The following is a 13733-nucleotide window of genomic DNA, read 5'->3' as shown; positions in this document are numbered from 1 at the left end:
AGCCCCCAGAATTCCCCCACACGTCATTTCCCTTAGCTCATTCCGGTTTGACGAAACCAAGGCAGTACCATGGAGAGGTTGCGGCCGCGGGAACTCGGCCCGCGGCGCCACGCCCGCTTCAATCCGCGCAACCGCGCCCGCTTAGCGGCCTACCAGCTGCTGCAGATGTTCCGGGTACCGCGCGCCCTGCACCGCGACGGCAGAGATCGTACGCTCGATCTCGCCGAGATCGGCTGAAGTGAGCGTCACCGCGGCCGCGCCGACGTTCTCCTCCAGACGGTGCGGCTTGGTGGTACCGGGGATCGGAACGATCCACGGCCTCTGCGCCAGCAGCCAGGCGAGCGCGATCTGCGCCGACGTCGATTTTTTGCCCCCGGCGATTTTGCCGAGCAGGTCAACCAAGGCCTGGTTTGCTTTCCGCGCTTCCGGCGCGAACCGCGGCACCACGTTACGGAAGTCTGATTTGTCGAACGTCGTCGTCTCACTGATCGCACCGGTGAGGAACCCCTTGCCGAGCGGACTGAAGGGAACGAAGCCGATGCCGAGTTCTTCGAGCGTCGGCAGGATCATCTCTTCGGGTTCGCGCCACCACAGCGAATACTCGCTCTGAAGTGCGGCGACCGGCTGCACGGCATGGGCACGCCGGATCGTCGGCGCGGCGGCCTCGGAGAGTCCAAAGTGCCTGACCTTGCCTTCGCGAATGAGATCCTTGACCGCACCCGCGACATCCTCGATTGGCACGTTGGGATCGACGCGGTGCTGATAGAACAGATCGATGACGTTGGTCCTGAGCCGCTTCAGCGAAGCCTCCGCCACTTGCTTGATGTGCTCCGGCCGGCTGCTCAGACCGCTCTGCGCGCCTGTCTTCGGATCGATGTCGAAGCCGAATTTGGTGGCGATCACGACCTGGTCGCGGACCGGCGCCAGCGCCTCGCCGACCAGTTCCTCCGACGTGAACGGTCCATACACTTCGGCGGTGTCGAAAAACGTCACGCCGCGCTCGACGGCGGCGCGGATCAGCGCGATTCCCGTCTGCTTTTCGACCGCCGGGCCATAGCCGAAGCTGAGTCCCATGCAGCCGAGCCCGATCGCCGAGACTTCGAGGCCGCTGTTGCCAAGTCTACGCTTCTGCACTCTCTTCTTCTCCAATTGTTAGACAAATCATCGCGCGTACTGTTCGTCGCTGACCTTTTCCATCCAGTCGACGGTCTTGCCGTCGAGCGCTTCCTGAATTGCCAGATGCGTCATCGCCGTCGTGGGTCCGGCGCCGTGCCAGTGCTTCTCGCCGGGCGGAAACCAGACCACGTCGCCGGGCCGGATCTCCTCGATCCGTCCGCCCCAGTGCTGCACCAGGCCAAAGCCTGACGTGACGATCAGGGTCTGTCCGAGCGGATGGGTGTGCCAGGCGGTGCGCGCGCCGGGCTCGAAGGTGACGCTGGCGCCAACCACCCGCGCCGGCTCGGTCGCCTTGAACAGCGGATCGACGCGGACGGTACCGGTGAAATAATCTGAAGGTCCCTTGCCGGACGGCTGCGAGCCGCTGCGTTTGATGTCCATGGTACTGATCCTTCGTGGTGGTGTTACCGGCGCGTTTGCGCCAGCAGCTCCCGCTGCCAGCACGGCAAGGCCGCCACCGGCTGCAAGCATTCGTCTGCGCGTGATCATCGCGGTCGGTGCGCGGGCTCGGCGCTCATGCCACTTCCGGCAGCCGGGCGAGCAGCTTGTCGAGCGTGATCGGATAATCGCGCACCCGCACACCGGTCGCGTTGTAGATCGCGTTGGCGATGGCGGCACCGACGCCACAGATGCCGAGCTCGCCGACGCCCTTCGCCTTCATCGGCGACGACATCGGATCGGTCTCGTCGAGGAAGATCACGTCCTGATGCGGAATGTCGGCATGCACGGGCACTTCGTAGCCGGCGAGGTCATGGTTGACGAAGAAACCGGCGCGCTTGTCGACGGTCAGTTCTTCCATCAGCGCGGCACCGGCGCCCATCGTCATCGCGCCGATCACCTGGCTGCGCGCCGATTTGGGATTGAGGATCCGGCCCGCGGCGCATACCGCCAGCATTCGGCGCACCCGAATTTCGGCGGTCGCGGCATCGACGCCAACCTCGACGAAATGCGCGCCGAAGGTCGATTGCTGATACTTTTTACCGAGGTCGCCGAATTCCATCACGTCCTCGGCCACGATGCCGTTCTCGCCCGCGGCCTGCGCCAGCGGCACGCTGCGGTTACCCGAACGCACCTGCCCGTCGGCGAAATCAGCCTCGGTGGAATTGAACCCGAGCTTCTGCGCCACGGCCTCGCGCAGCTTGACGCAAGCCGCATAGACGCCTGACGTCGAGCTGTTGGCGCCCCATTGCCCGCCCGATCCGGCCGACACTGGAAAAGCCGAATCGCCGAGGCGTACGATGATCTTGTCGAGCGGCAGGCCCATCATCTCGGCAGCGGTCTGCGCGATGATGGTGTAGGTGCCGGTGCCGATATCGGTCATGTCGGTTTCGACAACAACGACACCGCGGTTGTCGAGCCGCACGCGCGCCCCCGATTTCATCACCGGATTGTTGCGGAAGGCAGCGGCCATGCCGATGCCGACCAGCGATCGCCCGTCGCGAACCTGCCCTGGCCGAGGATTGCGCTTGCTCCAGTCGAAGCGGTTGGCGCCGAGCCCCATGCACGCGATCAGCGGCCGGTGCGAGAACGCCCGCTCCGGCTTTTCGGGATCGACCTGGGTGTCGTTGAGGATACGGAACTCGATTGGATCGAGGCCGAGCTTTTCCGCCATCTCGTCGATCGCGATCTCCAGCGCCATCATGCCGGGCGCCTCGCCCGGCGCGCGCATCGCATTGCCTTCCGGCAGGTCGAGCACCGCAAGCCGCGTCGCCGTCATGCGGTTGGCGCCGGCATAGAGCAGCCGTGTCGCCTGCACCGCAGCCTCCGGCTTGCCGCCGGGCAGGTTGCCGGACCAGCCCTCATGGCCGATGGCCGTGATCTTGCCATCCCTGGTCGCGCCGATACGGATGCGCTGGATCGTGGCCGGCCGATGCACGGTGTTGTTGAACATCATCGGGCGCGTCAGCGCCACCTTGACCGGCCGCCCGGCCGCGCGGGCGCCCAATGCCGCGAGCATCGCATCGGCCCGCACCCACAGTTTGCCGCCGAACCCGCCGCCGATGAAGGGTGATATCAGGCGGACTTTGTCCTTGGGCATGCCGAGCGTCTTGGCCAAATCGCCAACGCTCCAGTCGATCATCTGGTTTGAGGTCCACACGATCAGCTTGTCGCCGTCCCAGGCGGCCATCGAGGCGTGCGGTTCCATCATCGCATGGGCGTGATCGGGCGTGGTGTAGGTCGCGTCGAGCTGAACCGGTGCCGCGGCGAAGGCGCCGGCGAAATCGCCGACCGCGGTATCGGCCGGACCGCCGGTGATGCGCGCGGGCTTGCCGGAATCCTTGACCGCCGCGAGATCGAACGCCCCGTCAGCCTTCACGTAATCGACGCGGACCAGTTGCGCGGCGGCGCGGGCCTGCTCGAAGGTCTCCGCCACCACGAGCGCGATCGCCTGGTGATAATGCTCGATCTCGGGACCGCCGAGCAGCGTGGCGAAATTGAAGTTGCCCTTGGCGAGCTTGCCGGCATTGTCGGCCGTGACGATCGCAAGCACGCCGGATGCTGTTTTGGCGGCCGTCAGATCCATCGAGGCGATCCGGCCCTTGGCAATCGCTGAACCGACCACATAGCCGCAGGCCGGGTTCGCGATGTTGTCGTGCCGCTCATAGGCATAGGGCGCCGTGCCCGTGGTCTTGAACGGACCGTCGATGCGGTCCGCGGGCTTGCCGATGATCTTCAACTGGTCGATCGGGTTGGTGGTCGCCGGGGTTTCGAATTTCATGGTCTATCCCCTCGCCTCTGCCAGCACCGCGCCGAGCGTCCGCTCGGCCAGCAGCAGCTTGAAGGCGTTCTCATGTGTAGGTTTGGCGTCGGCGAGCAGTCTTGCCGTCACGGCTTTCGCGCCGCGCGGCAGTTCGGCCTCGGCGGCTTCGACGCGCCACGGCTTGTGGGCGACGCCGCCGAGCGCGACGCGCCCGCTTCCGTCGCGCTGCACGATGGCGGCGACCGAAACCAGCGCGAACGCATAAGACGCGCGGTCACGCACCTTGCGATAGATTTGCTTGCCGCCAACGGGTTTCGGCAACGTCACGGCGGTGATCAGTTCGCCCGGCGCCAGTGAGGTCTCAACCTCGGGCGTACTGCCGGGCAGCCGGTGGAATTCCGCGATCGGAATTTTCCGCGCGGCTCCATCGGCCTGAATTGTTTCCACGGTGGCGTCGAGCGCGCGCATGGCCACCGCCATGTCGCTCGGATGGGTCGCGATGCACGCTTCGCTGGCGCCGATCACCGCGTGCTGACGGCTGACCCCGCCGATCGCAGCACAACCGCTGCCGGGCTGACGTTTGTTGCAGGGCTGGTTGGTGTCGTAGAAATAGGGGCAGCGGGTCCGCTGCAGCAGGTTGCCCGCGGTCGTCGCCTTATTGCGCAACTGGCCCGAAGCGCCGGCGAGCAGCGCGCGCGACAGCACGCCATAATCGCGCCGCACCCGCTCGTCCGCGGCAAGATCGGTGTTGCGCACCAGCGCACCCACCCGCAGTCCGCCATCGGCGGTCGGCTCGATCTTGTCGAGCCCGAGACGGTTGACGTCGATCAGATGCGCCGGCGTCTCGATTTCGAGCTTCATCAGGTCGAGCAGATTGGTACCACCAGCGATGAATTTGGCGCCCTGCTTGCGTGCGGCCGCGGCGGCGGCCTCGGCCGGCGAATTGGCGCGCTCATAGGTAAAGGATCTCATGCCTGTCTCCCGGCGACTTCGCTGATGGCTTCGGCGATGTTGGAATAGGCGCCGCAGCGGCAGATGTTGCCGCTCATGCGCTCGCGCAATTCGGCATTGGAGAGCTGCGGGACGGCGTTCAGATCGGCGCTGACGTGGCTCGGAATGCCGGCCTTGATCTCATCGAGCACGGCGACCGCCGAGCAGATCTGCCCGGGCGTGCAATAGCCGCATTGATAGCCGTCATGCTTGACGAAGGCCGCCTGCATCGGGTGCATGTTCTCCGGCGTGCCGAGCCCCTCGATGGTGGTGACGCTCTCGCCCTCGTGCATCACAGCCAGCGTCAGGCATGAATTGATCCTGCGCCCGCCGACGATCACCGTGCATGCGCCGCACTGGCCGTGATCGCAGCCCTTCTTGGTGCCGGTGAAATGCAAATTCTCGCGCAACGCATCGAGCAGCGTGGTCCTCGTATCGACCTCGAGCTCGCGCATCTTGCCGTTGACGTTGAAGGACACTTTGGACATCACCGGGGCTCCGGAAACCGCAGGCTTCAGGGCGATCTCGGCCTTGGCCACAAAGGTCGACGTCGTCACCCCGAGGGCCGGCGCCGTGAGAGAAGCGGCGCCGACGACCAACAGGTCGCGCCGAGAAAATCTGAAATCACCGGGGCTTCGCATGCCATCAATCCCTTTTTGCCGCTTCGCTCGTTTCCGCCCGCCTCGTCCACTAACGCCGATCATGATCCAGGGTTGCGCGCAGCCGACATCGCGCAGGTCACGACCGCGTGCCTTCAGGGATTTAGCGGGTGCAACGCCGCCGGATTAGGCCTAATAATCGGCATGGACTTATGAAACAGGCTCATGAATGCTCGGCAAGAACACCAACGACCTCATGGCGTTCCTGGCCGTGGCGCGCGAACGCAGCTTTACGCGGGCGGCAGCACAGCTCGGGGTTTCGCAATCGGCGCTCAGTCACACCATTCGAGGACTGGAAGAGCGGCTCGGCTTGCGGTTGTTGACCCGCACCACCCGCAGCGTGGCAACGACCGAGGCCGGAGAGCGGCTGGTTCGGACGGTGGGCCCCAAGTTCGATCAAATCGACTCCGAACTATCAGCGCTGACCGAGCTTCGGGAAAAACCCGCCGGTACCATCCGGATCACGGCCGGCGAGCATGCGGCCCTGGCGGTGCTCTGGCCTGCCATGACAAGTCTGCTGCCGCGTTACCCCGACATCAAGGTCGAGCTGACCATCGATTACGGCCTGACCGACATCGTCGCGGAGCGATACGACGCCGGCGTTCGTCTCGGCGAGCAAGTGGCCAAGGACATGATCGCCGTGCGCATCGGACCGGACTTCTGCATGACCGTGGTGGGCTCGCCCTCGTATTTCGAACGAAAGCCGAAGCCGAAGAAGCCGCAGGATCTTACGGCGCACGACTGCATCACTGTCCGCCTGCCGACATCGGGTGGAATCTACGCCTGGGAATTCGAGAAACGCGGTCGCGAAGTCAAGGTGCGCGTCGATGGGCAGCTGGTGTTCAACAGCGTCCCGCTCCGGCTGAACGCGGTACTGGCGGGGCACGGCCTCGCCTATCTGCCCGAGGACCAGGTCAAGAAGCATCTCGCCGACGGCCGTCTGATCCGCGTGCTCGACGACTGGTGCGCGCCGTTTTCCGGCTATCACCTCTATTACCCGAGCCGCCGGCAACCCACCCCGGCGTTTGCAGTGCTGGTGGAGGCGCTGCGATACCGGGGGTGATGGTCGTCCCCCGGTCGCGCGGCAGGGTTTTGGCCGGCCGGCCCGGAACCCATCCGTCATCCAGATGTCATCAAATGCGCCAACAGCTTGCTGGACACACATTCGAGGACACTGATGGACTATTTCCGACGCTTCACCTTTCTGTTCGCCGCACCGGTCTTTGATACCGACGACCTCGAAGGCCTCCGTTTCAACCAGATCATCACCGAGATCGAGCGGTCCGGCTTTGAAGTGGTCCGGGCGCGCAAGCTCGAGGATGCGGAAATCCAGGTGCAGACCGATGCTGCGATCGGCTGCATGGTGGTCGACTGGGGCAAGAAGGGCCTCGAGGGCAAGACCATGGCCCTGATCAATCTGATGCGGCGGCGCGGCCTCGATTTTCCGATCATTCTCCTGATCCGCCGCAAGCGGTTCGAGGACCTGCCGGTCGAGGTGCTGGATTTCATCGACGGCTACGTGTTCCTGTCCGAGGAAACGCCGCCCTTCATTGCCAAGAACCTGATCAGCCGCCTGAAGCAATATGCCGAAACCCTGAAGACGCCGTTCTTCGGGGCGCTGGTCGACTATGCCGAAGAGGGCAACCAGCTATGGACCTGCCCGGGCCACAATGGCGGCGTGTTTTACAGCCGCAGTCCGATCGGCCGGGTGTTCGTCGAACATCTCGGCGAAGCTGTCTTTCGCGACGACCTCGACAATTCCGTGCTCGACCTCGGCGATCTCCTCACTCACGAGGGCCCGGCGCTGAAGGCGCAAAAGGAAGCGGCGCAAATCTTCGGCGCCGAAAAGACCTATTTCGTGCTCAACGGCACCTCGACCTCCAACAAGGTGGTGCTGGGCGCGCTGGTCACCGACGGCGACCTCGTGCTGTTCGACCGCAACAACCACAAGGCGGCCCATCATGGCGCACTGATGATGGCCGGCGGCATTCCGGTTTACATCCCCACGGTCCGCAACGCCTGGGGCCTGATCGGCCCGATGCGCTGGGACGCGATCGACGAGACGAGCTTGCGCGAACGCATCCGCAGCCATCCGCTGGTCAAGGACCCGGAAGCCTGGCGCAAGCCGCGTCCTTTCCGGGTGGCCGTCGTCGAGCAATGCACCTATGACGGCACCATCCACAGTGCCGAGATGATCCTGAAAGCGATCGGCCATCTCTGCGATTACATCCTGTTCGACGAGGCCTGGGCCGGCTTCATGAAGTTTCATCCGCTCTATGCCGGCCGTTTCGCGATGGGGCTGTCAGGCCTCGGTCCCGACGCGCCCGGCATCATCGCGACCCAGTCGACCCACAAGCAACTGGCGAGTTTCTCGCAGGCCTCGCAGATCCACATCAAGGACCGCCACATCACCGGCCAGAAGCGCCGCATCGAACACCGCCGCTTCAACGAGAGCTTCATGCAGCACGCCTCGACCTCGCCGTTCTATCCGATCTTCGCCTCGCTCGATGTCGGCGCGCAGATGATGAAGGGCCGCTCCGGCGAGGTACTGTGGGACGACACGATCCGGCTCGGCATCGAACTGCGCAAGAAGATGCGCGCGGTCCGCCGCGAATTCGAGGAGAAGGAGGCGCGGCCCGAACGCCGCTGGTTTTTCGAGCCGTTCGTGCCCGACCGCGTCGCGATCCCGGACGTCTCCCGCGCGGGCGCCGTGCACAATGTGGCCTGGGAGACTATCTCCACCGACATGCTGGTCACCGACCCCGTTTACTGGCAGCTGTCGCCGGACGCCCGCTGGCACGGTTTTCCCGATCTGACCGCGGGCTTCGCCATGACCGACCCGAACAAGCTGACGGTGCTGACCCCCGGCTTCGACCATGCCACCGGCCGCTATGCCGAGCACGGCATCCCCGCCCCCGTCGTCGCGCAATACTTACGCGAGAACCGCATCGTGGCGGAAAAGAACGACCTCAACTCGCTGCTGTTCCTGCTCACCCCCGGCGTCGAGGCCAGCAAGGCCGGCACCTTGATCAGCGGCCTCGTCGCCTTCAAGAAACTGCACGACGACAACGCGCTGCTGGAAGACGTGATTCCCGAATTCCATCAGCGCCGGCCGAAGCGCTATGCCGGCGTGCGCTTACGCGATCTCTGCGCCGACATGCATCGTTTTTTCCGCGACGCCGGTGTCAGCACGCTGCAGGCCGGGCAATTCCTCGCCGAGCACCTGCCTGACATCGCGATGTCGCCGCGCGACGCCGCGCGCTATCTGGTTCGCAACGACGTCGACTATCTGCCGATCGACGCCATCGCCGGCCGCATTGCCACGACGCCGTTCGTGGTCTATCCGCCCGGCATCGCCACCATCGTGCCGGGCGAACGATTGACCGAGCGGGCGCAGCCGATGATCGACTATCTCAAAATGTTCGAAACCTGCTTCAACACATTCCCCGGCTTCGACGTCGAGATTCAGGGCGTCTACAAGGAAGTCGATCCGTCCGGCCGCATCCGGCTGCATACTTATGTGGTCTGCGAATGAACCGGCCCGTCGAAACAACAGACCCGGCCATGACCAGCCAGCAGCCGGTGCTGGTCCGGCCCTCGCGCGACGGCGATGTCGAGGCGATGCTGGCGATCTACCGGCATCATATCCGCCGCGGCATCGAGGAAAGCGTCGACGACAGCGGCACGCCGGAGCCGGAGGACCTGCGCGACCGGCGCAAGAACCTGCGCAGCCAGCGCCTGCCGCATCTGGTGGCTGTTTGCGGCGGCGAGGTGGTGGGCTACGCTTATGTCGTGCTGTTTCGCAAGCGGCCGGCCTATCGCTACGCGGTCAAGCATTCGATCTATGTGCATCGCGAGCATCAGGGACGCGGCGTCGGCCGGCTGCTGTTGCAGGAGTTGATCGATGTCTGCGCCGCGGCCGGGTTCCGGCAGATGATCGGCTATATCGATTCCGACAACACGGCCTCGCTCGCGCTGCACGAAAGGTTCGGCTTTGCCCGCGCCGGCCTGCTACCGGGCGTCGCCTACCGCTACGGCCGCTGGGCCGACACCGTCATGGTACAACGCTCGCTCGCCGCCGGTTCAACCGCGCCGCCGCTGATTTCCAGCCCGGGCCGGTGAATCGCTCCGCCCCCGTTTCGCCGCAACCCGGTGCGCCGCCGCCAGCGCAGCTTGCGCCCAAATGATCAGCTCATCGGGTTCGTCGAACAGCCGCTCCGGCACGCGCCAGAATGAGAGGTCGATCATGGCGCCCTTCTTGGCATAGTTGAGCGGCGGAAACGCCTCGGCTTCCTTGAAGAGCTCACGGTTCTGGTCATCAACCCGGAAATACAGCGTGTTATCAGTCACCATGGCAAGCATCACGCCGTCGCAGAACACGCCGGTCTTGCCGAACATCCTCCGCATGGTGACGCGGCCGAGCGGCGCCATCTGCTCGCGCAGGAATTCGGCATAGGTGGCGCTGGCGACCATCCTCGATTCCTACTCAAAAACGAGACTTTACCATCCAGTTCGTCATGCCCGGGCTTGTCCCGGGCATCCACGTCTTAACTGCAGCGGCCGAAGAAAGACGTGGATGGCCGGGACAAGCCCGGCCATGACGAAAAACTGACTCACCTTCACCAACACACCCAGTCACCGCGCCTCGCCGGAGAACGCCTGCCGCAGGGCTGCCAGCCGGTCGAGCGCCGCCTGCGGCAATGGACCTTTTTCGACCGCGGCAAAAGCGCCCTCGAACTCCTGCGGCGTCGCCATGCCGACCAGGATGGTGCCAACAGCCGGATGCGACAGCGCAAACCGCGTCGCGGCTTCGGTCAGGCTGGAAGCAAACCCCTCCTCCACCAGCGGCATCAGACGGCGGGCGCGCTCGACATCGGCATCGTAGCTCATGGCGGAGCCGATCGGCTCGGGCGCCGGGCTTGCAGTCGGATGCCGCGCGGCCGAGCCCGACAGGGCGCCGCCCGCCAGCACGCGGATGCCGACGACGCCAACGCCGGCCGCCCGTGTGTGATCGAACAACCCTGCATAATCCTGCGCCGGATAGCTTTTCGGCAATTGTTCGGCCGCGGATGGATTGAGCATGTTGTAGACGATCTGCGCACTGTCGAAGACGCCGGCATCGATCACCTGATGCAGCGCCGCGGTGTCGCCGACCGCCGAAATCCCCAAATATCGAATCTTGCCCTGCTGACGCAGCCGCTCGAACGCCGGCACCACCTCGTCCAGCACCTGCCGCGCGCTCAGCGCCGATCCGCCGCCGGAAACGCTAATCGGATTGTGCAGGTGAAAGATGTCGACGTGATCAAGACCAAGCCGCGCCAGACTGCCCTCGAGCGACGTCGTGACGGCATCGGCAATGCGGCCGAACGCATCGGGCGGTATTCGGACCTTGGTGCCGACGATCGCATTGGCCGGTTTCAGCTTTTGCATAACACGGCCAAGGCTCCTTTCCGATTCACCGTCGCCATACAGCACCGCGGTGTCGAAATAATTCACGCCGACATCGAGCGCCCGCGCGACGGCGCGCTCCTGGTCGGCCGGATCGCCACGCACCATCACGCCGCCGACGGCGCCGCACCCAAAGCCCAGCACCGAGAGCTGCATTCCCGTGCGCCCAAAAACCCGCAATTGCATCGCTGTTCCTCCGGCTGCTCGCACAATACTCGAAATTTTCGCCCCGGGGTAATTGGCGGCCGACACAATTGTAAGTTCGCGTTTCGGAGTTGCGGGATCGGCAAAACTGACGCACAGTTTGGCTCCGTGCCGGAAATCAACCGGCAAATATCAAACGAGGAGCACGCCATGATCAAGGTAAGCGTAATGTATCCAAACACGCCGGGGGCGCGCTTCGACCACGATTATTACCGCGACAAACACATGCCGCTCGTCAAGGCGCGCATGGGCGATGCCTGCAAATCCTACACGGTGGACAAGGGTCTGGGCGGCGGCGCCCCCGGTGCGCCCGCGACCTATGTCGGGATGTGCCACATCTTCGCCGACTCGGTCGAGGCCTTCCAGGCCGGCTTCGGGCCCCACGCCAAGGAGATCATGGGCGACATCAAGAACTACACCGACATCGCCCCCGTCATGCAGATCAGCGAAGTCGTCGTCGGCTGACGGCGGCTGCGTAACTGCGTGGGGTGGGTCAGGTGACTTGTCCGCGGTCGCTCGCAAGGAGAAGGCGGAAGCCATAACCCACCGCCGACGCGAATACGAACAGCGGTGGGTTATGCGGAGTTTATCACCGGGCCGCGCTGTGCACGGCTCCGGTGGCAACCCACTCTAAGCATTAACCTTATTTTTGCCTGGTCAAGCGCTGAAGCGTGTGATGGGAAAGCCAATTCGGACTACCCCCAAAGAAGCGGTATCGTTCCAGGATGTCTGTTGCGGAGACCCCGAAATCTCGACATCGTTTTCAAACGCGGCCGGACATCGCCCCCCTGACCAAAACCTGGCCGCGAACCCCAAGAAGCCGCGTCGGGCCTCAGCTCTTTCCCCAAGGAGCTGAGGTCCTTTTATGTTGTGGTGCCCTGTTGTGGTGCCTTGGAAAACTTTCATGCCGAAAATAACGATCATCGAAACCGGCGTCATTTCGCCTGCCAATCGCGCGCGGCACGGCTCCTTCCCCCAGATGTTCGAACGGCTGCTTGGCGAGGCGGATGCCTCGGCGAGCTTTGCGACGGTCCGGCTTGCTGACGGCGAAGCGCTGCCCGATTCCGCCGGCCTCGAAGCCATTCTGCTCACGGGATCGCCAGCCGGCGTCTACGACGATCTCGACTGGATCGCACCGCTCGAGCGCTTTGTACGCGCGGCGTATGCGGCGAGAATTCCAATGGCCGGAATCTGCTTCGGCCATCAATTGATCGCGCAGGCGCTCGGCGGAACGGTGCGCAAATCGGAAAAGGGCTGGGGCATCGGACGTCACGTCTATGACGTCGTGCCCGGCAACGGCGTGATCGACGGCGATAGAATCGCAATTCCCGCCTCGCATCAAGACCAGGTCATCGCGCCGCCCACTGGGGCAACAACGATATTCCATTCGGCGTTCACCCCGCACGCCGGCCTTCTCTATGCCAACGGCGTAACGCTATCGGTGCAGCCGCATCCCGAATTCACCACGGCCTTTGCGCATGTCTGTTGCGAAAAAGCCGGTCAGAACAGCGCTCCCGAACCGTTGGTCACGGCGGCCAAGGCTTCGCTCGAGCAGCCCCTCGACAGCGCCGACCTCGGCCGCGCCATCGCGCGTTTTCTGGCGAGGCCGCGCACAGCGTGATCGATTTTGTGTGGCGTCGTTGCAGTGCGTAGGATGGGTAGAGCCACCGGGTCGCGCGAATGCGCGCCCGATGATAAACTCCGCGAAACCCATCGCACCAGCGCAAACCGGAATTGATGGGTATCGCTATCGCTCCACCCATCCTACGAGTTGCTCAAGAATGACCGTCTGAGCCGCGGCGCTATGTATCCCCGCCAGGGCCGCCAATCGAGTTGTCGGGATTACCGTCTGCATTCGGCTTCACCTTCGCCCCCTGACGAACGGCGAAGGCGATAAATCCCACCAGCGCGCACAACGCCAGCAGGGGTCCCAACCAGTTCGGCATCATCGTCCTCCGCCTCGTTCTGCACCAGGCACTCTCTTGCTCAGCTCACACCAGACCCAAGGCCTATGGGCTTCGCTTGGTGTGAATTCCCGCATCGTTTGACGCGCTATTGGGCATATGGGTTCAACCTGGGAAGCCCCTGTTTCCAATTGACCCAGTCCTCAGCGTCCCGCAGCGACACAAAATCCGCGATCGGAATGTCCGCAATGAGAAGCTTAATTCAAATCGTATCGAATATCGGTTCCTATCGGTAGACTTTCGACTACCCACTTTGCCCGACGGGCAAATCACTTCTGATTTACGGAAATTATGTCAAGCCCCGAAATAAAAAATATTTCGCTTTCGCCGTCGGGCAAATCATCTCTACGAGTCTGCGTTATCCCGTCCCACTCAGAGGGGCGTCGGCCGTCGTCATGACGAGGGGCGGGTTGCGGTGGACGCTGAGGTTGCGATTGACGGTCGCGGCTGAAGCGTACGGTGAAAGCGTGTGGTCCTGGCGCCCGTAACGGCGTCAAGTCTTTCGGGAGCCAATGCTTCCGAGGGGCGACGGTGGCAATAGAGGCCGTCTCACCGGGGAGAGCGCGTCATAAGCCGTAAAGCCATTGCGCA

12 protein-coding genes are annotated in these 13733 nt (G+C 64.0%); 5 read left to right on the top strand and 7 right to left on the bottom strand.

Annotated elements, in window-relative coordinates; translation table 11 throughout:
- Positions 1–141: 141 nt before the first annotated feature.
- From JQ575_RS40015 to paoA, 5 genes are all read right to left on the bottom strand, one after another.
- Positions 142–1134, bottom strand: coding sequence for an aldo/keto reductase (locus JQ575_RS40015; protein WP_212038671.1), 993 nt, complete (start codon positions 1132–1134; stop codon positions 142–144).
- A 27-nt stretch (positions 1135–1161) separates the two neighbouring features.
- Complete coding sequence (locus tag JQ575_RS40010) at positions 1162–1557, bottom strand: cupin domain-containing protein (RefSeq protein ID WP_212038670.1); 396 nt, start codon at positions 1555–1557, stop codon at positions 1162–1164.
- 133 nt (positions 1558–1690) lie between these two features.
- Entirely contained in the window at positions 1691–3895 is a 2205-nt protein-coding gene (gene paoC / locus JQ575_RS40005; protein WP_212038669.1) for an aldehyde oxidoreductase molybdenum-binding subunit PaoC, read from the bottom strand.
- Positions 3896–3898: 3 nt separating this feature from the next.
- Positions 3899–4849, bottom strand: coding sequence for a xanthine dehydrogenase family protein subunit M (locus JQ575_RS40000; protein WP_212038668.1), 951 nt, complete (start codon positions 4847–4849; stop codon positions 3899–3901).
- Entirely contained in the window at positions 4846–5508 is a 663-nt protein-coding gene (paoA, locus tag JQ575_RS39995) for an aldehyde dehydrogenase iron-sulfur subunit PaoA (RefSeq protein ID WP_212038667.1), read from the bottom strand. The genes JQ575_RS40000 and paoA overlap by 4 nt, the downstream gene beginning before the upstream one ends.
- Positions 5509–5695: 187 nt before the next feature.
- Here paoA and JQ575_RS39990 point away from each other — a divergent pair, with 187 nt between their 5' ends.
- The 3 genes from JQ575_RS39990 (at position 5696) to JQ575_RS39980 (ending at position 9648) form a co-directional block, all read left to right on the top strand.
- Positions 5696–6589 carry a LysR family transcriptional regulator gene (locus tag JQ575_RS39990; protein ID WP_212038666.1) on the top strand — a complete coding sequence of 298 codons (894 nt, stop codon included), beginning with the start codon at positions 5696–5698 and terminating at the stop codon, positions 6587–6589.
- A gap of 114 nt (positions 6590–6703) precedes the next feature.
- Positions 6704–9061, top strand: a complete 2358-nt coding sequence (locus tag JQ575_RS39985; RefSeq protein ID WP_212038665.1) for an Orn/Lys/Arg decarboxylase N-terminal domain-containing protein — start codon at positions 6704–6706, stop codon at positions 9059–9061.
- Between the two features lie 29 nt (positions 9062–9090).
- Positions 9091–9648, top strand: a complete 558-nt coding sequence (locus JQ575_RS39980; protein ID WP_212038664.1) for a GNAT family N-acetyltransferase — start codon at positions 9091–9093, stop codon at positions 9646–9648.
- Here JQ575_RS39980 and JQ575_RS39975 read toward each other — a convergent pair.
- Together JQ575_RS39975 and JQ575_RS39970 are read right to left on the bottom strand one after the other, a co-directional pair.
- Complete coding sequence (locus JQ575_RS39975; protein ID WP_212038663.1) at positions 9610–9999, bottom strand: TfoX/Sxy family protein; 390 nt, start codon at positions 9997–9999, stop codon at positions 9610–9612. The two genes, JQ575_RS39980 and JQ575_RS39975, sit on opposite strands and share 39 nt — an antisense overlap.
- Before the next feature lie 162 nt (positions 10000–10161).
- Complete coding sequence (locus JQ575_RS39970) at positions 10162–11160, bottom strand: aldo/keto reductase (protein WP_212038662.1); 999 nt, start codon at positions 11158–11160, stop codon at positions 10162–10164.
- Between the two features lie 168 nt (positions 11161–11328).
- On the opposite strand from JQ575_RS39970, the gene JQ575_RS39965 reads away from it, so the two are divergent.
- The gene (locus tag JQ575_RS39965) at positions 11329–11643 is read left to right on the top strand and encodes an EthD family reductase (protein WP_192735105.1); all 315 of its coding nucleotides are present in this window, start codon (positions 11329–11331) and stop codon (positions 11641–11643) included.
- A 439-nt stretch (positions 11644–12082) separates the two neighbouring features.
- Positions 12083–12799, top strand: a complete 717-nt coding sequence (locus JQ575_RS39960) for a type 1 glutamine amidotransferase (protein ID WP_212038661.1) — start codon at positions 12083–12085, stop codon at positions 12797–12799.
- The last annotated feature ends 934 nt before the right edge of the window (positions 12800–13733 follow it).

The sequence above is a fragment of the Bradyrhizobium sp. JYMT SZCCT0428 genome, from assembly GCF_018131075.1.
Classification (GTDB): domain Bacteria; phylum Pseudomonadota; class Alphaproteobacteria; order Rhizobiales; family Xanthobacteraceae; genus Bradyrhizobium.
The sequence above is the reverse complement of the archived record's forward strand: the minus strand, read 5'-3'. Positions and strand labels throughout refer to the sequence as shown.